22 protein-coding genes and 1 other RNA gene are annotated in these 21,786 nt (G+C 64.8%); 12 read left to right on the top strand and 11 right to left on the bottom strand.

Going from position 1 to position 21,786, the window contains the following annotated elements:
* Nucleotides 1–5: 5 nt before the first annotated feature.
* Nucleotides 6–1,286, bottom strand: a complete 1,281-nt coding sequence (locus tag WAB17_RS09425) for a heavy-metal-associated domain-containing protein (protein WP_435417103.1) — start codon at nucleotides 1,284–1,286, stop codon at nucleotides 6–8.
* Nucleotides 1,287–1,356: 70 nt separating this feature from the next.
* Here WAB17_RS09425 and purM point away from each other — a divergent pair, with 70 nt between their 5' ends.
* The gene (gene purM, locus WAB17_RS09420; protein WP_435417102.1) at nucleotides 1,357–2,463 is read left to right on the top strand and encodes a phosphoribosylformylglycinamidine cyclo-ligase; all 1,107 of its coding nucleotides are present in this window, start codon (nucleotides 1,357–1,359) and stop codon (nucleotides 2,461–2,463) included.
* Nucleotides 2,456–3,424: a phosphoribosylglycinamide formyltransferase gene (gene purN / locus WAB17_RS09415; RefSeq protein WP_435417101.1), complete on the top strand. Its 969-nt coding sequence runs from the start codon at nucleotides 2,456–2,458 to the stop codon at nucleotides 3,422–3,424. The genes purM and purN overlap by 8 nt, the downstream gene beginning before the upstream one ends.
* On the opposite strand, the gene WAB17_RS09410 is transcribed toward purN, so the two are convergent.
* The 5 genes from WAB17_RS09410 to WAB17_RS09390 all read right to left on the bottom strand — a co-directional run bounded on the left by WAB17_RS09410 (nucleotide 3,421) and on the right by WAB17_RS09390 (nucleotide 6,571).
* Nucleotides 3,421–3,819: a nuclear transport factor 2 family protein gene (locus WAB17_RS09410; protein ID WP_435417100.1), complete on the bottom strand. Its 399-nt coding sequence runs from the start codon at nucleotides 3,817–3,819 to the stop codon at nucleotides 3,421–3,423. The two genes, purN and WAB17_RS09410, sit on opposite strands and share 4 nt — an antisense overlap.
* A 147-nt stretch (nucleotides 3,820–3,966) precedes the next feature.
* Nucleotides 3,967–4,389 carry a nucleoside-diphosphate kinase gene (ndk, locus tag WAB17_RS09405; RefSeq protein ID WP_435417099.1) on the bottom strand — a complete coding sequence of 141 codons (423 nt, stop codon included), beginning with the start codon at nucleotides 4,387–4,389 and terminating at the stop codon, nucleotides 3,967–3,969.
* Nucleotides 4,390–4,517: 128 nt separating this feature from the next.
* Nucleotides 4,518–4,952 (bottom strand): DNA polymerase III subunit chi, encoded by a 435-nt coding sequence (locus WAB17_RS09400; RefSeq protein WP_435417098.1) that lies wholly within the window; start codon nucleotides 4,950–4,952, stop codon nucleotides 4,518–4,520.
* On the bottom strand, nucleotides 4,949–5,101 hold the full coding sequence (locus WAB17_RS09395; RefSeq protein ID WP_435417097.1) for a DUF2256 domain-containing protein: 153 nt from the start codon (nucleotides 5,099–5,101) through the stop codon (nucleotides 4,949–4,951). The genes WAB17_RS09400 and WAB17_RS09395 overlap by 4 nt, the downstream gene beginning before the upstream one ends.
* 9 nt (nucleotides 5,102–5,110) lie before the next feature.
* The gene (locus WAB17_RS09390; protein WP_435417096.1) at nucleotides 5,111–6,571 is read right to left on the bottom strand and encodes a leucyl aminopeptidase; all 1,461 of its coding nucleotides are present in this window, start codon (nucleotides 6,569–6,571) and stop codon (nucleotides 5,111–5,113) included.
* A gap of 119 nt (nucleotides 6,572–6,690) precedes the next feature.
* Between WAB17_RS09390 and WAB17_RS09385 the strand changes: the two genes are divergently transcribed.
* From WAB17_RS09385 to rsmA, 4 genes are all read left to right on the top strand, one after another.
* Nucleotides 6,691–8,955, top strand: coding sequence for an LPS-assembly protein LptD (locus tag WAB17_RS09385; protein ID WP_435417095.1), 2,265 nt, complete (start codon nucleotides 6,691–6,693; stop codon nucleotides 8,953–8,955).
* Between the two features lie 165 nt (nucleotides 8,956–9,120).
* Nucleotides 9,121–10,509, top strand: coding sequence for a peptidylprolyl isomerase (locus tag WAB17_RS09380; protein ID WP_435417094.1), 1,389 nt, complete (start codon nucleotides 9,121–9,123; stop codon nucleotides 10,507–10,509).
* An 8-nt stretch (nucleotides 10,510–10,517) separates the two neighbouring features.
* Entirely contained in the window at nucleotides 10,518–11,516 is a 999-nt protein-coding gene (gene pdxA, locus WAB17_RS09375) for a 4-hydroxythreonine-4-phosphate dehydrogenase PdxA (protein ID WP_435417093.1), read from the top strand.
* Complete coding sequence (gene rsmA, locus WAB17_RS09370) at nucleotides 11,509–12,339, top strand: 16S rRNA (adenine(1518)-N(6)/adenine(1519)-N(6))-dimethyltransferase RsmA (protein WP_435417092.1); 831 nt, start codon at nucleotides 11,509–11,511, stop codon at nucleotides 12,337–12,339. The genes pdxA and rsmA overlap by 8 nt, the downstream gene beginning before the upstream one ends.
* Before the next feature lie 3 nt (nucleotides 12,340–12,342).
* On the opposite strand, the gene WAB17_RS09365 is transcribed toward rsmA, so the two are convergent.
* Together WAB17_RS09365 and WAB17_RS09360 are read right to left on the bottom strand one after the other, a co-directional pair.
* Complete coding sequence (locus WAB17_RS09365) at nucleotides 12,343–12,669, bottom strand: Rap1a/Tai family immunity protein (RefSeq protein ID WP_435417091.1); 327 nt, start codon at nucleotides 12,667–12,669, stop codon at nucleotides 12,343–12,345.
* Between the two features lie 140 nt (nucleotides 12,670–12,809).
* A complete protein-coding gene (locus WAB17_RS09360; protein ID WP_435417090.1) occupies nucleotides 12,810–14,909 on the bottom strand; it encodes a malate synthase G in 2,100 nt (699 codons plus the stop codon).
* Between the two features lie 150 nt (nucleotides 14,910–15,059).
* Between WAB17_RS09360 and WAB17_RS09355 the strand changes: the two genes are divergently transcribed.
* The 4 genes from WAB17_RS09355 to WAB17_RS09340 all read left to right on the top strand — a co-directional run bounded on the left by WAB17_RS09355 (nucleotide 15,060) and on the right by WAB17_RS09340 (nucleotide 18,896).
* Nucleotides 15,060–16,259, top strand: a complete 1,200-nt coding sequence (locus tag WAB17_RS09355) for a hydrolase (protein ID WP_435417089.1) — start codon at nucleotides 15,060–15,062, stop codon at nucleotides 16,257–16,259.
* Entirely contained in the window at nucleotides 16,256–17,272 is a 1,017-nt protein-coding gene (locus WAB17_RS09350) for an arginine N-succinyltransferase (protein WP_435417088.1), read from the top strand. Before WAB17_RS09355 ends, WAB17_RS09350 begins: the two co-directional genes overlap by 4 nt.
* On the top strand, nucleotides 17,269–18,531 hold the full coding sequence (locus tag WAB17_RS09345) for an N-succinylarginine dihydrolase (RefSeq protein WP_435417087.1): 1,263 nt from the start codon (nucleotides 17,269–17,271) through the stop codon (nucleotides 18,529–18,531). Before WAB17_RS09350 ends, WAB17_RS09345 begins: the two co-directional genes overlap by 4 nt.
* A 119-nt stretch (nucleotides 18,532–18,650) precedes the next feature.
* Entirely contained in the window at nucleotides 18,651–18,896 is a 246-nt protein-coding gene (locus WAB17_RS09340; protein ID WP_435417086.1) for a hypothetical protein, read from the top strand.
* A 52-nt stretch (nucleotides 18,897–18,948) separates the two neighbouring features.
* Here WAB17_RS09340 and ssrA read toward each other — a convergent pair.
* The 3 genes from ssrA to mscL form a co-directional block, all read right to left on the bottom strand.
* Nucleotides 18,949–19,294: a transfer-messenger RNA gene (gene ssrA, locus WAB17_RS09335) on the bottom strand.
* A 69-nt stretch (nucleotides 19,295–19,363) separates the two neighbouring features.
* Nucleotides 19,364–19,618 (bottom strand): hypothetical protein, encoded by a 255-nt coding sequence (locus tag WAB17_RS09330; protein WP_435417085.1) that lies wholly within the window; start codon nucleotides 19,616–19,618, stop codon nucleotides 19,364–19,366.
* Between the two features lie 90 nt (nucleotides 19,619–19,708).
* A complete protein-coding gene (gene mscL / locus WAB17_RS09325; protein WP_435417084.1) occupies nucleotides 19,709–20,122 on the bottom strand; it encodes a large conductance mechanosensitive channel protein MscL in 414 nt (137 codons plus the stop codon).
* Nucleotides 20,123–20,355: 233 nt separating this feature from the next.
* Here mscL and WAB17_RS09320 point away from each other — a divergent pair, with 233 nt between their 5' ends.
* Together WAB17_RS09320 and WAB17_RS09315 are read left to right on the top strand one after the other, a co-directional pair.
* Complete coding sequence (locus WAB17_RS09320; RefSeq protein WP_435417083.1) at nucleotides 20,356–20,961, top strand: LemA family protein; 606 nt, start codon at nucleotides 20,356–20,358, stop codon at nucleotides 20,959–20,961.
* A gap of 17 nt (nucleotides 20,962–20,978) precedes the next feature.
* Entirely contained in the window at nucleotides 20,979–21,785 is an 807-nt protein-coding gene (locus WAB17_RS09315) for a TPM domain-containing protein (protein ID WP_435417082.1), read from the top strand.
* Nucleotide 21,786: the final 1 nt, after the last annotated feature.

The raw sequence follows: 21,786 nt of genomic DNA, 5'->3' as shown, positions 1-21,786 counted from the left end.
CTGCCTTAGCGACTGATGCGGAGCGCGTTGCTGCCCTGCGTCACCGTGAAGCCGCGCGCCCGCAGCGCTGCGGCAAGCTGGTCGAGCGAGCCGCTGAAGGACACCTGCATGACCGACGTTCCGCCGATCGCGGTGCTGGACACGCCGACCCCGCGAACGCCCGGCGTTGCCCGGACACCCGAAATCGTCGCATCGAAGGCGCCGCCGTCGGGCGTGACGAACTGGACGATATAGGTCCCGCTTTCCGTCACCACGCTCGTGCTGGGGTCGGGAGCCGTGTCCGCGTCGTCCGCAGCATCGGCGGCGTTGCTGCTCGCACTCCGTTCAGCCGCCTCGGCGGCGCGGGCCGCGTCGATCAGTCGCTGGACGATGGGATCGACCGATCCGCCGCCGCGACTGAGGGTCGGGTCGGGTCGCAACTTGCCTTCCTGTAGCGCAGCGGTGAAGATCCGGTCGAACCGCAAGACAGCCTCTTTCAGCATCTGCGGCAAAGCGTCGGGCGATTTGGCGGTCATCGTGAAACTGTCGAGATAGGTATTGTCCGGGCCGTATCGCGCCGTGAACGTGCCACGCACGGGTCCGCCGGGATACTGGTAGTCGAGGCGCGCGACAGGGATCAGGACGTCGGAAGCTCCGAACTGGTCGAGGACGGTATTCCACCAGGCACGACTGGGCCGGCCGGTCTGGCCGTAGGTCACAAGCAACGAATCGCTGCCGGCACCCGTCGGGCGGACATAGTCGATCCGGCTGGCACCCGGCTGGTACTCGGCCCACGCGCGCTGCCACGGATTGCGCTGCTCGAACACTGTGGCCGCCCCGCCCGACAGCGTGACGGGAACCAGAAGCATGGGGCCGGACCGCGCGACCTGGGTTTCGCCGCGCAGATAGGCACCGGCGCGCGGTCGGTCGAAGGTGATGCCGAGCGAGGCAATGTAGCGGTTGCCGCCCAGCTGCTCGCGCTCGATCACGACCGCCGAGACCAGCGAAAGCAATTGTCCGTCCGGCAGGGCCGGCCCGCCAAGCTTGGCCCAGCCCTTGCGCACGGCCTCTTCCCAGCCCTTGCTGCGTGCTTCCTGGTCGCTCGACGCCGTAACATCTACGGCAATGCCCGAAACCTCGATGTCGCTGGACGCGGAAATTACGGGGATGCCACGTTCCCCGTCAACCTGGGCGAATGCCGCGACAATCCCTGCCGCAACGGCAAGCGCAAGCGCCGCGAGCCCCAGCCGCACCGGCAGGAGAGAGAGCAGGCCTTGCGGGCGGGACGGGATTGCAATCGGTGCCATCGGGGAAAATCCCGCGCCTTTTGCCCAAAGCATGGTGTGATTCCAAGCGCGAATAGGTAAAGGGCCTGCCATGTCTGCGGATAGTTCTGAAAAAACCGGCTACACCTATGCCGATGCGGGCGTCTCGATCGACGCCGGCAATGCCCTCGTCAAGGCGATCGGGCCGCTGGTGAAAGCCACCATGCGCCCGGGCGCGGATGGCGAAATCGGCGGTTTCGGGGGTTTCTTCGATCCGAGGGCGGCGGGTTACAAGGATCCGCTGCTGGTGGCGGGCAATGACGGGGTCGGAACCAAGCTCAAGCTGGCGATCGACACCGGGCGGCACGATACCGTCGGGATCGACCTTGTCGCCATGTGCGTCAACGACCTGATCGTACAGGGCGCCGAGCCACTGTTCTTCCTCGACTATTTCGCGACCGGCAAGCTGGAGAACGGCGTGGCCGAACGGGTCATCGCGGGCATCGCCGAAGGCTGCAAGATCGCCGGCTGCGCGCTGATCGGCGGCGAGACTGCGGAGATGCCGGGCATGTATGCGGCCGGCGACTACGACCTCGCCGGTTTCTGCGTCGGCGCTGTCGAGCGCGGCGAGCAGTTGACGGGCGAGAAGGTTGCGCCCGGCCATGTGCTGCTCGGCCTCGCTTCGTCCGGCGTGCATTCCAACGGCTATTCGCTCGTGCGGCGACTGGCGTCGGACAAGGGCTGGAAGCTCGATCGCCCTGCGGTGTTCGACAACGAGCGCCTGCTGGTCGAACACCTCATCGAACCCACCCGCATCTACGTCGCCAGCCTTCTGCCGGTCGTGCGGGCAGGCCATATCGACGCGCTGGCGCATATCACCGGCGGCGGCCTGCTCGAGAATATTCCCCGCGTCCTGCCGCATGGCGCGCACGCGGTCATCGACGCCGATGCATGGGAACAGCCACGCCTGATGGCGTTCCTGCAGGCGCAGGGCGGGATCGAGCCGGGCGAGATGGCCCGCACCTTCAACTGCGGTGTCGGCATGGTGCTGGCGGTCGCGCCGGACAAGGTCGATACCGTCACACAGGCACTGATCGACGCAGGCGAAACCGTGCTCCGGATCGGCAGGATCGAGTCCGGGGAGAAAGGCTGCACCGTGCGCGGGTCGGCCGGGACATGGTCCGCCAAGGAGGACTGGGAGGCAGTGCACCTTGGCTGACGCCGGACTCGCCAAGGTTGCCGTCCTCATTTCCGGCAGCGGCACCAACATGGCCGCGCTACTCTATGCCAGCCGCCTGCCCGACAGCCCCTACGACATAGTGCTGGTCGCCAGCAACGATCCCGATGCCGGCGGGCTGACCGTGGCCGAGGCGGAAGGGATCCCGACCTTTGCTCTCAGTCACGCTGGGCTTTCCCGCGAGGAACACGACCGCGCGATGGATGCAGCGATCCGCAAGACGGGGGCGGAGTTCGTGGCTCTGGCGGGCTACATGCGCATCCTGTCGGATGAGATGGTAACGAAGTGGGAAGGCCGGATGCTCAATATCCACCCCGCCCTGCTGCCGAAGTACAAGGGGCTCCACACCCATCGCCGCGCGCTGGAGGCGGACGACGAGTTCGGCGGCAGCTCGGTCCATCTCGTCACCAGCGAGCTGGACGGCGGCGAAGTCCTCGGCCAGATCAAGGTCGCTATCATCGACGGCGACACCGAGGAGACGCTGGCCTACCGGGTGAAACTGGCCGAACACCAGCTCTACCCCCGCGTGCTCGCCGATTTCGTCTCGCGCCCCTACAACCGCGACTGGCTGCTGGAGCAGGTCCGCCAACGCGCCTTGGCCCTGCCCGAGGCGGAAGAACGCCCCAGCCACGGTGCCCCCGGCTGGCGTACCGGCGGAAAGAGCGGCAGGTATTTCGCCTATTTCAGCGACCAGCACCACGGCGAAGAGCACGTCGCGCTGCTGGTCAAGACCAGCGGGCCGGACGAGCTGGCCGAACTGGTCGAGCGCGATCCGGAGGCCTTCTACAAGCCCGCCTATTACGGTGCCAGCGGATGGGTCGGGGTGATCCTTAATCGCCCAGGCTGCGACTGGTCGCAGGTCGATTACTGGCTGGAGCGGAGCTGGCGCAGCATGGCCCCCAAGCGGTTGACCGGGCTGCTGGACGCAGCCGACGAATTCTAGGCCTGCAGCCGCGGGGGCGGTTGGCGATAGGCGCGAATGATCGAGGCGGCGTCTGCGCCCCGGCTCGACTGGATGCTTACGATCTTGCCGCCCGCAACAAGGAAAGTCAGATAGACCGGCCCGGCAAATCTGGGATCGCTCGATCGCATTTCGGCACGTACCAACACCAGTTCGCGATGCGTCAGGATCGATGACGGATCGACCTTCAGCCCGAGAGCGGCATCGCCGAACGATGCCATGAGTCCGATGATATTGTCGCGGCCCGCGACCGTTTCCGACAGGCTGTCGATAAACTGCACATTGGCATCGCACACCCGCGCCAAGCCATCGATATCGCCGCTGTTCAGGCAGGCGATGAATGTCTCGACGGTGCGAAGGCGCGATCGGGTAAGCACGCGGCGCAGTTACTCGCCGCTCACCATAAAGTCAATAGATATCAGTTACTTGTAGAAATGCGACAAACGCATTCAGCTTTGTGGTCGCAAACAAAAAGGCCGCCTTTTGCAAGACGGCCTTTGGTCTGCATCGATCGAAGCTGACCGTCAGCCGACGATCTCTTCCGGCTTGAAGAAGTAGTCGATCTCGATCTTCGCGTTCTCTTCGCTGTCCGAACCATGGACGGTGTTTTCGCCAATCGACAGCGCCAGTTCCTTGCGGATCGTGCCCGGTGCGGCATCGGCCGGGTTGGTCGCGCCCATAATGTCGCGGTTGCGGGCGACGGCGTCTTCGCCTTCGAGCACCTGCACCACCACCGGCTCGCTCATCATGAAGTCGACGAGTTCACCGAAGAAGGGGCGTTCGCTATGAACCGCGTAGAAGCCTTCGGCCTGTTCGCGGGTCATGCGGATGCGCTTACTGGCAACGACGCGCAGGCCGGCTTCTTCCAGCATCTTGGTGACGGCGCCGGTAAGGTTGCGCTTGGTGGCATCCGGCTTGATGATCGAAAAGGTGCGGGTAACCGCCATGGGAATTTCCTTTGATGTAAGGGGGGCAAGAATGTTGCGCGCGCCCTTAGCGCCGCCGTGCGCGGCGGGCAAGTCAAAGCCGCGCACTCATGCCATTCGCGTCGGCACAGCAGCCAAGCTGTGGCTGGTCAGGCGACTTTGACCCATTTGCCATCGTCCTGCCGGAAGAAGGCGCGTTCCAGCCCCTCATTGCCATCGAGCGAACGCCAGACACCGCGCGCAGCGTCCACCGTGGCATCGTCGAACAGCAGGAAGGCGCGGGCGAAGCCATCCGCCGCGCGCCATTGGCCGTCGGCAAAGATCACGTGGCTGGCGCCGTTGACCGGCTCGCAGGCATCCGACAGGAGGATGGGCTGGCGATCTGCATGAGGTTCACTGGCATCGCCGTTGGCAAGGAAGGTCTCGGGTTTCGCCTCCCACAAGGCGCGCGAGATCATAGCGCGTTGCTCCTCATCGGCGGCCACGACCAGCAGCCGCTCGCCCTCGCCCAGCACGCGCGCAGCGATCATCGCGACCACCTTTTCCGCCGGATCACGCGAGAGCTGCCAGAAGTCGACTTTCATGACGGCGCCTTTGCATCGCGCCGGCAGCGGTCGGAACAATATTTCACATTGTCCCAGTCCCGCTCCCATTTCTTGCGCCAGGTGAAGGGCAGGCCGCAGGACGCGCAGGTCTTCGTCGGCAAGTCCGACTTCTTGCGCATCCTACCCATCCGGGCTGCTCACCCCTCCAGAACGTCGCGGACGTACTGGTCCATGATCCGCACGCCGTATCCGGTTGCGCCCTTGTCCCAGGTCTGGCCGGGCTTATCGGCCCAGACCATGCCGGCGATGTCGCAGTGCGCCCACGGCCGATCCTTGTCGATGAAGCGCTGGAGAAACTGCGCCGCCGTGATGGAGCCCGCCCCGCGCGGCCCGATGTTCTTCATGTCGGCGATCGGGCTGTCGAGCAGCTTGTCGTAGGCCGGCGAGAGCGGGAAACGCCAAAGCTTGTCGCCGGTCGCCTTGCCTGCCGCCAGCAGCTTTTCGGCTAGCGTATCGTCGTTCGAGAAGAGCCCGCCGTGCTCGTTGCCCAGCGAGATGATCATGGCGCCGGTCAGAGTAGCGAAATCGACGACGGCGACAGGATCGAACTGCTGCTGCGTCCAGGTCAGCGCATCGCACAGCACCAGCCGCCCTTCGGCATCGGTATTGAGCACTTCGATGGTCTGCCCCGACATCGAAGTGACGATGTCGCCCGGGCGCTGCGCCCGTCCGTCGGGCATGTTCTCGACCAGCCCGCACACGCCGATGACATTGGCCCTGGCCTTGCGCTTCGCCAGCGCCACCATGGCTCCGGCGACAGCCCCGGCGCCGCCCATGTCCCACTTCATGTCCTCCATGCCCGGCCCCGGCTTCAGGCTGATTCCGCCGGTGTCGAAGGTGACCCCCTTGCCGACGAAGGCGGTCGGCCGGTCACCCGGGTTGCCGCCCATCCACTTCATGCACAAAAGCCGTGATTCACGCTCGGACCCGAGGCCGACGCCCAGCAGCGAACCCATGCCGAGCTTTTCCATGTCGGCATCGTCGAGCACGACGATCTCGATCCCCGTCCCCGCCAGCGCCTTTTCGCAGCGTGCGACGAATTCGACGGGATAGAGGATGTTCGCGGGCTCGGCGACGAGGTCGCGCGCGAACTCGATCCCGTCGCAAAGGGCGGCTTCCCCCGTCCAGGCAGCCTCGGCACCCTCGGGCGCGCCGACAACGGTCACGGCAGCGAGCGTCTTCTTCTGCTCGTCCTTGATGCGCGTGCGGTAAGCATCGTGCCGCCAGCTGCGCAGACGCAGGCCGAGCAATACGGCGGCAGCCTGCGCGGCATTGAGGCCCGAACCCGAAAGATCGAGCACGAGCGCGCTTTCCCCCGAACACAGATACTTTGCCGCGATGGCCGCACCCGCTTTCTCGAGGCCGGTCAGGTGATCGGCCGCGTCCGCCTCGCCGGCGCCGGCCAGGGCCACCCGCACGACCTTGCCCGAGCGGTCGACGAACCCTTCGAACAGCTGGCCGGCACCGCCCTTGAAACGGGCGATACGAGCCCCTTCGGCAAGGACCTGCTCCAGCGAAGAGGGAGTGCCGCCGCGGTGGACGACATGGGCGACGAGCGTCGCATCGGCAGGCAGGGTGGCGGCGAAAGTGATGTTCATGGTCGCTCCGGCAAAGAATCGGCTCTTGCTCCGTCCCGGTCCCGCCATGCGGCTGAGGGGGTTCGGCAATGCGTTGAAGTGCGATTGCGATTAGGAGTGCTTGGTGCAATAGGCAAGCCATGCGCCCTGCCTCGGCCTCGCCACTCTCCTGCCTCTCGAACTGCTCGCGCCGCACAGTCCGGCACGCCCTGTCGCTGGCCGTCCTGACCTGTGCCTTGCCGGCGTTTGCGCAGGAAGGGCCGCCGCAACCCGTGACGCAGCAGCCCGCCCCGGCACAGTCGCGCCAAGTCGATTTCGAGGCCGACGCGGTCGATTACGATTCGCAGGGCGATGTCGTTACCGCGCGCGGAAATGTCATCCTGCGCAGCGAGGACCAGTCCGTCCGCGCCGACACCGTGGCCTGGAACCGGCGCACCGGTATCATCACGGCCACAGGCAACGTGCGCTTCGTCGATGCCGACGGCAACCAGCTCTTCAGCGATTCGGTCGAACTCAACGACAAGTTCGAAGCCGGGGCCATGGAGGACCTGCTGCTGGCCTTGCGGGAAGGCGGCAGGCTCGCCGCCGAGAGCGGCCAGCGCAACGAGGACGGCTCCATCATCCTCACCCGCGCCGCCTACAGCGCCTGCGCGGTGGTGGACGAGCAGGGATGCGCCAAGAACCCGAGCTGGCGCATCACGGCGGAGCGCGTTGTCTATGATCCTGCGAACAAGCGGGTCCGATTCCGCGGCGCCTATCTCGAAATCTTCGGTGCCCGCCTGCTTCCGCTGCCGGGCCTAGCCATCCGCACCGACGGCGGCGCGGTTTCAGGCATCCTCATTCCGGATGTTCGCGTTTCGGAATCCAACGGGCTCGAACTTTCGGGCGAATATTACCTGCGACTGGCCGACAACAAGGACCTGACCCTCGGCGCCTATGTCTATACCGATGCGCCGCCGATGGCCTCAGCCAAATGGCGGCACGTGACCGGCGAGGGAGCGTACCAGGTCACCGCCTATGCCACCCACAGCCGCCGCATCTCCGACATCACGGGCACCCCGACGGCAGAGCGCGATTTTCGCGGCTATCTGTTCGCCAACGGACGGTTCCAGCTCGATCCCAACTGGAGCGTCACGGCCTCGATCCGCCGTGCGAGCGACCGCACCTTCCTGCGCCGCTACGACATCAGCCGCGACGACCGGCTGCGTTCGCTGGTGGAAGTCGAACGGATCGACCGCGACAGCTACCTGCAACTGGCCGGCTACGCCACGCAGACCCTGCGCCTGAACCAGCCCCAGGGGCAGGTCCCCTTCGCATTGCCCGTGTTCGACTATCGCCGCCGGCTGGCCGATCCTGTCCTGGGCGGCAAGGTGGAATTGCAGGCCAACACGCTCGCCATCGTGCGGGACGAGGGGCAGGATACCCAGCGCGCCTTCGCCAGCGCACGTTGGGACCTGCGCCAGGTGACCGGCCTTGGGCAGGTGCTGCAGTTTACCGCGCTGGCACGCGGCGATGTTTATCACTCCGACGAGAACGGCCTTACCGCGACGGCTATCTACCGGGGCAATCCGGGGTGGGAGGCGCGCGGCATCGCGCTGGTGGCGGCAGACCTCCAATGGCCTTTCGCCGGGCCGGCGCTGGGCGGCACACAGGTGTTCACACCGCGGGTGCAGCTCGTGGCGAGCCCGCCGATCCGCAATCTCGCCGTGCCCAACGAAGACGCGCGCGCCATCGACCTCGAGGATTCCAACCTCTTCGCGCTCAACCGTTTTCCGGGTTACGACCGTATCGAGGACGGCGTGCGCGTGACATGGGGTATCGACTGGGAACTGACGCGCCCAGGCTGGCGCGTGAAGTCGACCATCGGCCAGTCCTATCGCGTCGGCGACAACCCCGACTTCCTGATCGACGGAACAGGGATTTCGGAAAGGGTCAGCGACTTCGTCGGGCGGACGGAAATCCGGTTCAAGGATTTCGTCTCGCTCACGCACCGTTACCGGCTCGACAAGGACAATTTCGCGATCCGCCGGAACGAACTCGATGCGACCATCGGCAGCCGCCGGACCTATCTCGAACTGGGCTACCTGCGGCTCAATCGCGACATCGCGCAAGGTATCGAGGATTTGCAGGACCGCGAGGAAGTGAGCGCCGCAGCGCGGATCGCCTTTGCCGACTATTGGTCCGTGTTCGGGGCCGGCGTCTTCAACCTGACCGACCGGGAAGAGGACCCGACCCTGACTTCCGACGGGTTCGAACCGCTGCGCACGCGGCTCGGTATCGCCTACCAGGACGATTGCCTTGAATTCGGCTTCACCTGGCGGCGCGACTACATCGACCAGGGCGATGCCGAGCGCGGCGACACGTTCCAGCTTTACTTTTCGCTCCGCAACCTCGGCTTCCGCTGACTTTCCACTGCCCCTGCCATCGTCGGCACAGTGCGCGATTGGCTTGGCAGGGCAAACACGCTAGGCCGCACTCAGCCAAGGTTAAGCCGCATTCTGTGAAGCGGCCGACCCACACTTTTCTGCCCCGGGACTATCGTCCCCACGGGGTGCAAGACAGGATCGAACGTGATCACCAATGCCGTTTCCGCCATTGCCGGCCGCTTCCTTGCCGCATCGGCCCTGTGCAGTGTCGCTTTTTCGCCGGTAGCCCTCGCCGCGCAGGAGGCGGAGGCCCAGTCTGGGCAAGCGTCTGCGCAAGCGCCCGCGCCTACAGCCAATCCCCTCGGCCTGCCGGAAAACTTCTCCCTGCTGGGCGATGCCAACCCCAATGTGAGGCTGGCAACGGCAGTGGTGAACGGGACGGTTATCACCGGCACCGACGTGGACCATCGGACGGCCCTGATCGCCTCGGCCTCGCGCGGGCAGCTTGGTGCGGAAGAGCTTGCGCGCGTGCGGATGCAGGTGCTGCGCAACCTGATCGACGAGACGCTGCAAATCCAGGAAGCGGCCGCGCAGGAGATCGAAATCCCTGCTGCCGAGATCAACCAGCGTTACGAACAGCTGGCAGTGCAGAATTTCGGGCAGAAAGAGGCCATGGACAGCTACCTGCTGTCTATAGGTTCCTCGCCTGCCTCGCTTAAGCGCCAGATCCAGGGTGAACTGGCATGGCAGCGGCTGATCCGCCGGATGATCGGCCCGTTCGTCAACGTCTCCGTCGAAGAGGCGCAGGAATACATCAAGCGGATGGAAGATTCGCGCGGGCAGGAAGAATTCCACATTATGGAAATCTATCTCCCGGCGACGACCGAAACCGAAGCTGCCGTATTGCAGAACGCACGGCAGATCATGGAGCAGCTGCGCCAGGGCGGAAGCTTCCAGGGCTATGCGCGCCAGTTTTCCGAAGCGTCCACCGCAGCGGTCGGCGGCGATCTCGGCTATGTCCAGCTTGCCACCCTGCCCGGCCCCATGGCCGAAGCCGTGCGCGGCATGCAGACCGGGCAACTGACCGGCCCTGTGCAGATCCCGGGCGGCTTCGTGATCGTTTACCTGCGCGACAAGCGCCAGATCCTGATGGCTGATCCGCGCGATGCGACCCTCAGCCTCAAGCAGATTTCGATCAAGTTCCCCGCCAATGTGACCGAGGAACAGGCCGGTCGGCAGCTCGAAGCTTTCCAGGGTGCGGTCCAGTCGATCCGCGGTTGCGGCGATGCCGAACGGGCGGCCCAGACCGTCAATGCCGAAGTCGTGGTCAACGACCAGATTGCCGTGCGCGACCTGCCTGAACAGCTCCAGCCGGCCATGCTGCAGTTGCAGATCGGGCAGGCGACCCCGCCTTTCGGCTCGCTCGAGGAAGGCGTGCGTGTCCTGCTGCTGTGCGGCCGCGACGATCCGCAGGTGGCAGGATTGCCCTCGGTCGACGAAGTGGTCGCGACGCTGGAGGACGAACGCATCCAGAAGCGGGCGCGGACCTACCTGCGCGACCTGCGCAACGACGCCTACATCGAATACAACTGACGGCTGCGATGGCCCCGCTCGCCATATCCATTGGCGATCCGGCGGGGATCGGGCCGGAACTGATCGCCAGGGCCTGGATTCGTCGTCGGGACCTGGGTCTTCCGCCCTTCGTGGTCGTGGACGGTGAGGGCGTGATGCAGGCTGCTGCGGCGGCGATCGGCCTCCACTGTCCGGCGGAAACCGTCAATGACATGGCAGGGGTTGCGGCGGTCTTCGATCGCGCCTTGCCGCTGACCGGGAAATCCAGCGACCTTTTCCGCCCGGGACAGCCCGACAGCGCGACCGCTGCGCTTGCCTATGGCTCGCTCGACCGGGCAATCGACCTTGCCCTTCGCGGCGCGGTGTCGGCGGTGGTGACGGCCCCCGTCAGCAAGGCCGCGATCAGCGCCATCGCGGGTGACTTCCCGGGACAGACGGAGATGCTCGCCGATCGCAGCGGGCTGCCGCGCGAACGAGCCGTCATGATGCTCGCCGGGCCCAGCCTGCGCGCGGTTCCGTTGACGGTGCATGTGTCGCTCGCCGACGTGCCGCGGCTGCTGACCCACGATCTTATCGTGACGAAGGGCCGCATAACGGCCGCTGCGCTGGTGCGGGATTTTGCCATTGGCAAGCCTAGGCTGGCCGTCACCGGGCTGAACCCGCATGCCGGCGAAAGCGGCCAGTTCGGGCGCGAGGAGATCGACATCATTCATCCCGCCATCGAACAATTGCGGGACGAAGGCATCGAGGCAACCGGGCCGCATTCCGCCGATGCCCTGTTCACCCCGCGCAGTCGCACGCAGTTCGATGCCGCCCTGTGCATGTATCACGACCAGGCGCTGATCCCGGTGAAGGCGCTCGATTTCGACGAGGGAGTCAATGTGACGCTGGGCTTGCCGTTTGTTCGCACCAGCCCCGATCACGGCACGGCTTTCGATATCGCGGGCCAGGGAATTGCCGATCCGGGCGCGATGATCGCGGCGATCCGCATGGCCGGCGAATGTGCCACCCGGCGCGGCGATGGCTGACTTTCCCCCCTTGCGCGAAGTCATCGCCCGGCACGGCCTCTCCGCCGCGAAGGCGCTGGGGCAGAACTTCCTGTTCGACGCACAATTGCTGGACCGGATCGCCGCGATTCCCGGCGACCTCAAGGACAAGGCGGTGCTCGAAGTCGGCCCCGGTCCAGGCGGGCTGACCCGGGCCCTGCTCAAGGCCGGTGCACGGGTGACGGCGATCGAGATGGACCGCCGCTGCCTGCCGGCGCTGGCCGAACTGGGTGAGGCTTTTCCCGGACGGCTCAGAGTGATCGAAGGCGACGCACTCAGGCTAGATCATGGTGAGCTGATGGGCGGCGAGCCCTTCACGGTTCTCTCCAACCTGCCCTACAATGTTGGCACCGCACTCTTTGTGCGCTGGCTCGGCGGCGAGCACTGGCCGCCGCAATGGACCTCGCTGACGCTGATGTTCCAGCAGGAGGTCGCCCAGCGGATCGTCGCCGCGCCCGACACATCGGCCTATGGTCGTCTCGCCGTGCTGGCACAGTGGCGGAGCAAGGCGGCCCTGGCGATGAAGGTTCACCGCAGCGCCTTCACCCCGCCGCCCAAGGTCATGAGCGCGATTGTCCACGTAGAGCCGGCAGCCATGCCCGACGGCGTATCGGCCCGCGTCCTCGAACGCCTGACCGAGGCTGCCTTCGGCCAGCGCCGCAAAATGCTGCGGCAGAGCCTCAAGGGAATTGAAGGCGCGGCGGACGCGCTGGAGTCTCTCGGGATCGATCAGACGCGCCGCGCTGAAACCCTCAGGGTCGAAGAATTTGTCGCCACGGCGGCGTGGCTTACCCGGAGGCGCTGAAAGCTAGCAGGGGTTCGCTTCTATCAGCGCGTTGACGACGGCGCTGACAGCTGACTTCGAGAGATCTGCGTCGCTGCGCTGCAGATAGGCTACGACCTCGCCGCGCAGGACATCCACCGGGGTACCGGCTGCAAGGCACATGTAACGTTCCGTAGCCTCGATATCGGCAAGCAATCCGAACGCGTCCCATATTCCCATGATGTACCAGTCGCAGCGCGCCAGATTCGAGGCGTCGCTCGAACCGCATTGCTCGAGAAGTTCATATCCGTTCTTGAAAATGGACTGGGCCGTTATGTCCTGTGCAAAGGCAGAACTCGGCGACAAAACCAAGCCCACTGCTGCTACCGCGGCCAACATTCCTCTCGAACCCATGTCAAAATCCTCCCTGTGTCCCGCGACAAGCATACCGGTTGCGCAGGCAAAAGCTTGCAGCAAACCGACAAACCCTGACCGCACAGGATGTTTTCGCGTCACGCCGCCTTCTTGCGCAATCGCCACTGATGCAACAGCGGCTCGGTATAGCCGCTCGGTTGCTCGGTGCCCTTGAACACGAGGTCGCAGGCGGCCTGGAAGGCAAGGCTGGAGTCCCAGTTGCCGGCCATCGGCTCGTAAAAGGGATCACCCGCGTTCTGGGCATCGACCTTGGCGGCCATGCGGCGCAGGCTGTCCATCACCTGCTCTTCGGTGGCGACGCCGTGGAGCAGCCAGTTGGCCATGTGCTGGCTGGAGATGCGCAAGGTTGCGCGGTCTTCCATCAGGCCGACGTCGTTGATGTCGGGCACCTTGGAGCAGCCCACGCCGGCGTCGATCCACCGCACGACATAGCCGAGCAGGCCCTGCGCGTTGTTATCGAGTTCCTCGCGCACTTCCGCCTCGGACCAGTTCGTGCCTTCTGCGAGCGGGATCTGCAGCAGCAGGTCGAGCGAGGGAATGTCACCCAATCCCTTCTGCACTTCGAACACGTTTTCCTGATGGTAATGCAGCGCATGTAGCGTCGCGGCGGTCGGCGACGGCACCCAGGCCGTGTTGGCCCCGGCGCGAAGATGCCCGATCTTCTGCACCATCATATCGGCCATCATGTCTGGCGCCGCCCACATGCCCTTGCCGATCTGTGCCCTCCCCGAGAGGCCGTGCGCAAGGCCAATGCCGACATTGCGGTCTTCATAGGCCTTGAGCCAGGTGCTGTTCTTCATGGCACCCTTGCGGACCATCGGCCCGGCCTGCATCGAGGTGTGGATCTCGTCGCCTGTGCGGTCGAGGAAGCCGGTATTGATGAACACGACACGGTCGCGCACCGCATGGATGCAGGCGGCGAGGTTAGCCGAGGTTCGGCGTTCCTCGTCCATCACCCCGACCTTGATCGTATTGTGCGGCATATCGAGCAACCGCTCGACCGCATCGAACAGGTCGTTGGTGAAGCGGCATTCCTCCGGCCCGTGCATCTTGGGCTTCACGATATAGATGCTGCCCGTGCGGCTATTGCCGAACTTGCCAAGGCTTCGCACATCATGCGCGCCGATCGCGCTGGTGATCACCGCATCCATGATCCCTTCAGGGATTTCGGTGCCATCCTCCAGCAGGATCGCAGGATTGGTCATCAAGTGCCCGACATTGCGGACAAACAGCAGGCTGCGACCCGGCAGGGTCTGCGCATTGCCATCGCGGTCGGTGTAGGTCTTGTCGGGTGAGAGGGCGCGGGTCATCGTCCGCCCGCCCTTCTCGAAGCTTTCCTCCAGGTCGCCGCGGATCACGCCGAGCCAGTTGGAATAGGCCAGCAGCTTGTCCTCGGCATCGACGGCGGCAACCGAATCCTCGCAATCGGCGATAGCGGTCAGCGCGCTTTCGATCACGACATCGGCAATGCCGGCCTTGTCGGTGCGGCCGACCGGATGTTCACGGTCGAACTTCACTTCGATGTGCAAGCCGTTGTTCCTGAACAGCAGGCCCTTACCGGTCTTGCCGACATACTGGCTTTCGTCCTGCAGTTTCCCATCATGCTCGTCGGCGATATCGGCCCAGCTCTGACCGACGAGCGGGAGCGCCTCATCGAGGAACTGGCGTGCCCGTGCGATTACGGCCGCGCCGCGTTCCTCGTCATAGCCACCGGGCCGTGCCGGCGGGGCATCCAGCGCATCGGTGCCATAGAGCGCGTCGTAGAGGCTGCCCCAGCGCGCATTGGCGGCATTGAGCAGGAAACGCGCATTGAGGATTGGCACAACAAGTTGCGGCCCTGCCATGGTCGCGATCTCGGGATCGACATTGCGGGTGCCGATCTCGAACTCGCCCGGTTCGGGGACAAGATAGCCGATCCTGTGCAGGAATGCCTTGTAGGCCTCGTGGTCGTGCGGCTGCCCGGCGCGTTCCTTGTGCCAGTCGTCGATCTGCCACTGCAGCTCGTCGCGCTTCTTCAGCAGCGCGCGGTTTTCCGGCACGAAGTCTTGGCACAGGTCGGTGAAGCCCTCCCAGAAGGCGCTGGCTTCCATGCCGAGCGGGGCGAGAACCTTGCCCTCGATGAAATCGGCCAACGCGGCATCGACCTTCAAACGGTCACGCAGAACATATTCGGGCATGCGTCCTCACTCTTTGCGCCGCGCAGTATGACCATCGCACGGGAATCATGGCAATGTCTGTCTGGGGAGGACCAGGCGGGCTATGGCGAAGTGGACGGGCAATTGCAACGGCTTGGAACCTCACCATTCCCCCGCTAGAGGCGGTTGCGGATGAAACCGACCGCCGCCTTTCTCGACGCCATCGACCAATCGGCCATGCTGGGGCAAGTGCTGGCGTGGAGCGCGGTCAATTCGGGCACGGCAAACCTCGACGGGCTGAAGACCGTCGCAGCGATGCTGGCGGACGCCTTCGCGGCGCTGCCGGGCCAGGTTTCGCTGGTCGACCCTGCCCCTGTTAACGCCATCAGCGCCGATGGCGAGGAATACGAGAAGCCACATGGCCGGCACCTGGTCGTCCGGGTCCGGCCCGACGCGCAGCGGCGGCTGGTGCTGACAGGGCATATGGACACGGTCTATCCTGCAGACCATCCGTTCCAGGGCAACACCTGGCTCAGCGACGATATCGTCAACGGCCCGGGAACCGCCGACATGAAAGGCGGGATCGCGGTCATGCTGCATGCGCTGATGGCGCTGGAGCGAAGCGAGGCCGGACAAGACATCGGCTATGACGTGCTGATCAATTCGGACGAGGAGACCGGCTCGCTTTCCTCCGCAAGATTGATCGAGGAACTGGCGACCGGCAAATATGCTGCGCTGACCTACGAGCCCTCGGCCACGCCCGAAGGCAATCTCGCCCATGCACGTGGGGGCACGGGGAACTATTCGCTGATCGTGCGCGGGCGCTCGGCCCATGCCGGCCGCAATCCGCAGGATGGGCGCAACGCCGTGGTCGCCGCCGCTGCACTTACGCTCGGCCTCAAGGACCTCCAGACTGACGACTGCCCGGTCAACCCGGCCCGGATCGAAGGCGGCGCAGCCAACAATGTCGTGCCCGACAATGCGGTGCTGCGCTTCAACATCCGCCCGAAGGAGCCGAGCGCGGGCGAGCGGTTCGAGGCCGGGCTCCACGCACTGATGGCGCAGGTGCGGCAGGCGCACGACGTGTCCGTCCACTTGCACGGTGGGGTCACCCGCCCGCCCAAGCCGGTCGATCGCCGCGCGCAGAAGCTGTTCGACCTCGTGCGCGATTGCGGCACCGAGCTGGGTCTCAGCATCGACTGGCAGGCGACCGGCGGCGTCTGCGACGGCAACAATATCGCCGCCTGCGGTGTGCCCGTGGTCGACACCATGGGGGTGCGCGGCGGCAAGATCCATTCGCCGGAAGAATTCATGATCGTGTCCAGCCTGAGCGAACGGGCGGCGCTGTCCGCGCTTGTCCTCCACCGGCTGGCGAGGGGAGAAGAGCTTTGAGTTTCCGCCTGCGCGCTGCGCACACCGACGATATCGAACCGCTGTACGAAATGGCCAAGCTGACCGGCGGCGGGTTCACCAACCTGCCGGCCGACCGCGACGCGCTGGCGGCCAAGCTGGCCCGGTCGCAGAAGGCCTTCAATCGCGCCGACGACGACCTTGCCGACGAGCAGTTCGTACTGGTCCTCGAAAATACAGAGACCGGAGCAGTGCGCGGCACCTGCCAGATGATGACCCAGGTGGGGCAACGCTGGCCGTTCTATTCCTATCGCCTCAACACGCTGACCCAGTATTCCAAGGAACTTGACCGCACGGTGCGGGCCGAACTGCTGAGCCTCGTCACCGACCTCGAAGGGTCGAGCGAAGTGGGTGGCCTGTTCCTCCATCCCAACGAGCGCGCGGGCGGCCTCGGCCTGCTGCTGGCGCGCAGCCGGTACCTGTTCATCGCGATGCACCGCAGCCGCTTTGCCGACCGCATCCTGGCGGAACTACGCGGTATCATCGACGAGCGCGGCGGCTCGCCTTTCTGGGATGGGGTCGCGGGTCGCTTCTTCGGCATGGGCTTCCAGGAAGCCGACTATTTCAACGCCATCAACGGCAACCAGTTCATTGCCGACCTGATGCCGAAGCATCCGGTCTATGTCGCCATGCTGGACGAGGAAGCGACCAAGGTGATCGGCCTGCCCCACCCGACCGGCCGCGCGGCCATGCGGATGCTGGAGAACGAGAACTTCCGTTTCGACGGCTATGTCGACATCTTCGACGGCGGCCCGACCATGGTGGCGCGGACCGACGATGTGAAAAGCATCGCCCAGGCCCGCCCGGCCACGCTATCGGGCGCCGAACTCGACATCGGCGAACGGGCCATCATCGCCACCGGGACGCTGTCGGGTTTCCGCTGTACTTTCGGCATGCGCGAATTCGAGGACGATGGCAGCGTGCAGATCTGCGCCCGCAGCGCAAAGACGCTCGGCGTCAGCAAAGGCGACGAAGTGTGGAGCGTGGCGCGGTGAAGTCCGGAGCGAACCTGGTCGAGATCAATTTCGACGGCATCGTCGGCCCCTCGCACAACTATGCCGGCCTCAGTCTCGGCAATATCGCCAGTGCGAGCCACAAGGGCGATCCGTCCTATCCCCGCGCGGCCGCATTGCAGGGCATCGCCAAGATGCGGGGCAATATGGCTCGCGGCCTGGCGCAAGGGTATCTGCTGCCACTGCCCCGGCCCAACACCGAAACGCTGCGGCGGCTGGCAGTCGATCCGGCGAGCGACCGCGCACTGCTGGCAGCGGCATGGTCGGCTTCCAGCATGTGGACCGCCAATGCCGCCACGGTCAGCCCCGCGCCCGACACCGTCGATGGCAAGTGCCACCTGACCCCGGCCAATCTCGTCACCATGGTCCACCGCGCGCAGGAATGGCGCGACACCAAAGCGCAGCTCGATATCGCTTTTGGCAATCGCGACCATTTCACGGTGCACGAGGCGGTGCCGCCCAGCTTCGGTGACGAGGGTGCGGCCAACCATATGCGCTTCTGCGAAGGGCACGGCGCGGCGGGTGTCGAGGTGTTCGTCTATGGCAGGCCGGGCGGTCGCTTTCCTGCGCGCCAGCACGAACAGGCCAGCCGTGCCGTGGCCCGGCTCCACGGGCTCGATCCGGCGGCTTGCGTCTTTATCGAGCAGAACCCCACCGCGATCGAGGCGGGCGCATTCCACAACGATGTCGTCTCGGTCGCCAACGAGCGGGTGCTGTTCACCCACGAGGAAGCCTTTGCCGACCGGCTGGGCGCCTATGACGTGATCCGTGACGCCTTCCCGGCGCTGGAAGTGGTCGAGGTGCCGTCGAGCGCGGTGAGCCTTGCCGAAGCGATCAAGACCTATCTCTTCAACGCCCAGTTGCTCACCCTGCCTTCGGGCGAAATGGCGCTGGTGGTGCCCGAGGAATGTCGGAAGAGCGCAAGCGTCTGGAACTGGTGCCAGTCGATGCTCGCAAGCAATGGCCCGATCCGGCAGGTGATCCCGGTCGATGTGCGCCAATCGATGGCCAATGGCGGCGGCCCCGCCTGCCTGCGGCTGCGGGTGGTGGCCGACCCGGCGACGGTCGATCCGCGCTTCATGCTGGATGAAGCTCGCGCAGACTCGCTCGAAAGGGTTATCGGCCGGTATTGGCCCGAACAGATCGATCCGGCCGATATCGGCTCCATGGCTCTCGCGGAAGCGGTCCGAACCGCGCGGGCCAACCTGTTGGAATCGTTCGACCTCTCGATTTTGGGTTAACGCCCTTGTCGCCTTGTCGGCCTCGTTTACAATCGCTCTTGCATTAACCACCGTATCCCGCACTGGCCCGCCATTGGCACGGCCCGTGCAGGTCGAGGCGTTAAGGATTGAGAGGTTTCATGCTGCGCAAGGTCGGCCGCCTGTTCGTGATCAAGAATCGCTTCGAAGCGTTCATGATCATCTATGCGCTGGCTTTGGGCGCGATGGAGCGCGGCACCGCCTATCTCGACCAGTTTCCGGGTTTCCAGGGTCAGATGCTATTCTGGGCCTGCAGCGGCGCAGTGTTCCTCGCCGGGGCAAAGATCCTCGACGCGCTGCGATACGAGCGCGAGCGCCGCGAAGCCGAAGCGCTTTCGGCACACTGAATTCGTGGAAAAACGGTGGGGCGGTTCTGTTGCTAGGCCCGCCCCGGGCCCCCGGAATCCGTTCTGTTGCCCGGTCGGTCCAACCGCGCTTTAGCTTTGTAACGTCAGGGCGTTAGCCCATCATGTTACGCGGCAAGAGCGAGTGCTTCGTTATCGTTGGCACTTATGGTTTGTGAACAGTTTTACGGGTTACTCAGCCCGGGTGAAAACAACGTCTTTCAACACACGTCGATCCTGGTTCGGCCCCGTCAGGAACCCCCGGTCGAACGGAGGTTTTTGGTGGAGCCGCCGGGTACTGCCCCCGGGTCCGTTGTGCCTATTGCACGCCGCAATTTATCACCATAGCCCGCCGAAACGGGCAGGGCCGATATAGGCGGTTTCGCCTTAATGTGAAGTGACCGCAGGCTGAAAGAAAAAGGGCGAACCCGCAGGCCCGCCCTCTTCCCAATCCAGCTAGGGGCTGGAAATTACATGCCGGTTGCGCCTTCTTCGGCGTCGGCGGCGTCTTCGAGCTGGTCGGCAGCGGCTTCTTCGCTGTCCTGCTGTGCCTCGAGAGCTTCTTCCTGTCCTTCGGTCGGGGCTTCTTCAGCCATTTCCTCGGTCACGTCGGCCTGCTCTTCCATGGCATCGGCCTGGGCTTCGGTTTCGGTTTCGGCGCCGGGGCCGCACGCGACGAGAGCGAGCGAGGCGGTTGCAGCGGCGAGAATGGCGATTTTACGCATGGTGTTCCCTCTGATTAAGTTTCCCTGCCCGACAGTCGGACTGACGCAAAAGCGCCCGACCGACCCGATGGTTCCCGGAAAGTGTCGAAATCAGGGCCGATGGCGCAGACTGTCGCGAATTTCCGTCAGCAGTTCGACTTCGGTCGGACCGGCCGGAGCCTCTTCCTTCTTGCCCATGATCTTGTTGGCCTGACGGACCAGCAGGAAAATGACGAAGGCCAGGATCAGGAAATTGATGATCACCGAAATGAAATTGCCATAGGCCAGTACGTTTGCGCCGGCGGCACGCGCCGCCGCCAGCGAACTTCCCGGCTCGACATCGCCGCTGAGGACAAAATACAGGTTGGAGAAGTCCACCGTGCCTATGACCCGTCCGAGGAACGGCATCAGCATATCATCCGTAAGTGACTTGACGATCGTCCCGAAAGCCGCACCGATCAGCACAGCGACTGCCAGGTCGAGGACATTGCCCTTGGCGATAAATTCCTTGAATTCCGAAAGCATTCCAACCTCCCACGTGGTTAAGCGATGGTTGATGCCCTAATCCGCAATCGTTTCCAAGGGCGCAAAGGTCAAATCCTGTAAACGCCGGTATCACGGTTTGCCTGTCGCCACGGAACGGCCGCTCGCGCCAAGCCGTGGCCGGGGCACGATACGGGCGCCGTCCCCGCAATTCGCTTGATTGCCCGCAGCGCTGTTCTATACTGGCAACACAGTATTTTTCGCGGGAGATTTCGATGGACCTTCGCACCCTGTTTCGTTCGTCCCTGATCGGCCTCGGGGCCCTTTCGCTGGCCGCCTGCGGCATCAATTCGGTGCCGGCGGCCGAGGAAAACGCGAAGGCCAAGTGGGCGGACGTCGAGGCGCAGTTCCAGCGCCGCGCGAACCTCATCCCGAACCTTGCGGAAGTAGCCAAGGGCGCGGGCGAGAACGAACGGACGATCCTGACACAGGTGACCGAGGCGCGTGCCAAGGCGACCAGCGTCAATGTGACCGCAGAGGACCTTGGCGACGAAGCCAAGATGGCCGAATTCGCCGCAGCCCAGTCGCAGATGAGCGCCGGGATCGGCCGCCTGCTGGCGAGCTTCGAGGCCTATCCGAACATCCAGTCGACCCAAGCCTACCTGACGCTGCAGAGCCAGCTCGAGGGGACGGAGAACCGCATTGCCGTCGCCATCCGCGACTACAACGAGGCGGTACGCCAGTATAACACCACCATTCGCACCTTCCCCGACACCATCGGCGCGAACATCATCCATGGCGCCGAACCCCTGGTCCCCTATAAGGCGGTCACCCCGGGCGCAGAAGCGGCGCCCACTCTCGACATGACCGAAGGCGAGTGAGGCAGCCGCACAATCCAATGCGTTTTCTCGCCATTGCCGTTGCAGCGCTTGTAGCTCTGCTACCCATCACCGTTTCAGCGCAGAATTTTCCTGCGCTGAGCGGGCGGGTAGTGGACCAAGCGAACATAATCCCCGACGCGACCGAAGCTGAGCTGACAGCGAAGCTCGAGGCGCTTGAACAAACCACGCAGCGACAGCTGGTGGTGGCGACCATTGCCGACCTGCAAGGCTACGACATATCCGACTACGGCTACCAGGTCGGGCGGAACTGGGGTATCGGCGATGCGCAGCGCAACGATGGCGCGCTGCTGATCGTCGCGCCGAACGAGCGCAAGGTCAGGATCGAAGTCGGCTATGGCCTCGAAGGCTACCTGACCGATGCGGTATCCTCGCTCATCATCAACAATGCGATCGTGCCCGAGTTCAGGGAGGGCGATATGCCCGGGGGTATCGTGGCCGGGACCGATGCGATCATCCAGCAACTGCAACTGCCACCTGAGGAAGCCGCCAAGGTCGCGGCGGAAGCCGCCAGCGCCCGTGAAAGCGACGGGGGCTTTCCTGTCGGCGCAATCATCTGGATCGCGTTTGTCGTGTTCTTCTTCATTTTGCCGGCGCTGACCGGCCGTGGCCGCAGGCGGCGGTATCGCAGCGGTCTCGGCAGCACCGTCGGCGACATCATCCTGTGGGAAGCGGGCAAGGCGATCGCCCGCGGGATCAGTGATGGTGGCGGAGGTGGCGGCTGGGGCGGCGGCTTCGGTGGCGGCGGGGGCTTTTCCGGCGGCGGCGGTTCGTTCGGGGGCGGCGGCGCCTCCGGGGGGTGGTAAC

Source organism: Parerythrobacter aurantius (assembly GCF_045291475.1).
GTDB lineage: Bacteria > Pseudomonadota > Alphaproteobacteria > Sphingomonadales > Sphingomonadaceae > Parerythrobacter > Parerythrobacter aurantius.
Note: the sequence above shows the minus strand (reverse complement) of the source record. Positions and strands in the feature narration are given on the sequence as shown.

Excerpts from the sequence above, each read along its gene's own strand:
- WAB17_RS09390 (WP_435417096.1), bottom strand. The coding sequence starts at position 6,571 with ATGAACATCACTTTCGCCGCCACCCTGCCTGCCGATGCGACGCTCGTC.
- pdxA (WP_435417093.1), top strand. The coding sequence starts at position 10,518 with ATGGCCCCGCTCGCCATATCCATTGGCGATCCGGCGGGGATCGGGCCG.
- purM (WP_435417102.1), top strand. The coding sequence starts at position 1,357 with ATGTCTGCGGATAGTTCTGAAAAAACCGGCTACACCTATGCCGATGCG.
- WAB17_RS09340 (WP_435417086.1), top strand. The coding sequence starts at position 18,651 with ATGCTGCGCAAGGTCGGCCGCCTGTTCGTGATCAAGAATCGCTTCGAA.
- mscL (WP_435417084.1), bottom strand. The coding sequence starts at position 20,122 with ATGCTTTCGGAATTCAAGGAATTTATCGCCAAGGGCAATGTCCTCGAC.
- WAB17_RS09360 (WP_435417090.1), bottom strand. The coding sequence starts at position 14,909 with ATGCCCGAATATGTTCTGCGTGACCGTTTGAAGGTCGATGCCGCGTTG.
- WAB17_RS09355 (WP_435417089.1), top strand. The coding sequence starts at position 15,060 with ATGAAACCGACCGCCGCCTTTCTCGACGCCATCGACCAATCGGCCATG.
- WAB17_RS09315 (WP_435417082.1), top strand. The coding sequence starts at position 20,979 with ATGCGTTTTCTCGCCATTGCCGTTGCAGCGCTTGTAGCTCTGCTACCC.
- WAB17_RS09330 (WP_435417085.1), bottom strand. The coding sequence starts at position 19,618 with ATGCGTAAAATCGCCATTCTCGCCGCTGCAACCGCCTCGCTCGCTCTC.
- WAB17_RS09320 (WP_435417083.1), top strand. The coding sequence starts at position 20,356 with ATGGACCTTCGCACCCTGTTTCGTTCGTCCCTGATCGGCCTCGGGGCC.
- WAB17_RS09395 (WP_435417097.1), bottom strand. The coding sequence starts at position 5,101 with ATGGGTAGGATGCGCAAGAAGTCGGACTTGCCGACGAAGACCTGCGCG.
- WAB17_RS09400 (WP_435417098.1), bottom strand. The coding sequence starts at position 4,952 with ATGAAAGTCGACTTCTGGCAGCTCTCGCGTGATCCGGCGGAAAAGGTG.
- ndk (WP_435417099.1), bottom strand. The coding sequence starts at position 4,389 with ATGGCGGTTACCCGCACCTTTTCGATCATCAAGCCGGATGCCACCAAG.
- WAB17_RS09385 (WP_435417095.1), top strand. The coding sequence starts at position 6,691 with ATGCGCCCTGCCTCGGCCTCGCCACTCTCCTGCCTCTCGAACTGCTCG.
- rsmA (WP_435417092.1), top strand. The coding sequence starts at position 11,509 with ATGGCTGACTTTCCCCCCTTGCGCGAAGTCATCGCCCGGCACGGCCTC.
- WAB17_RS09425 (WP_435417103.1), bottom strand. The coding sequence starts at position 1,286 with ATGGCACCGATTGCAATCCCGTCCCGCCCGCAAGGCCTGCTCTCTCTC.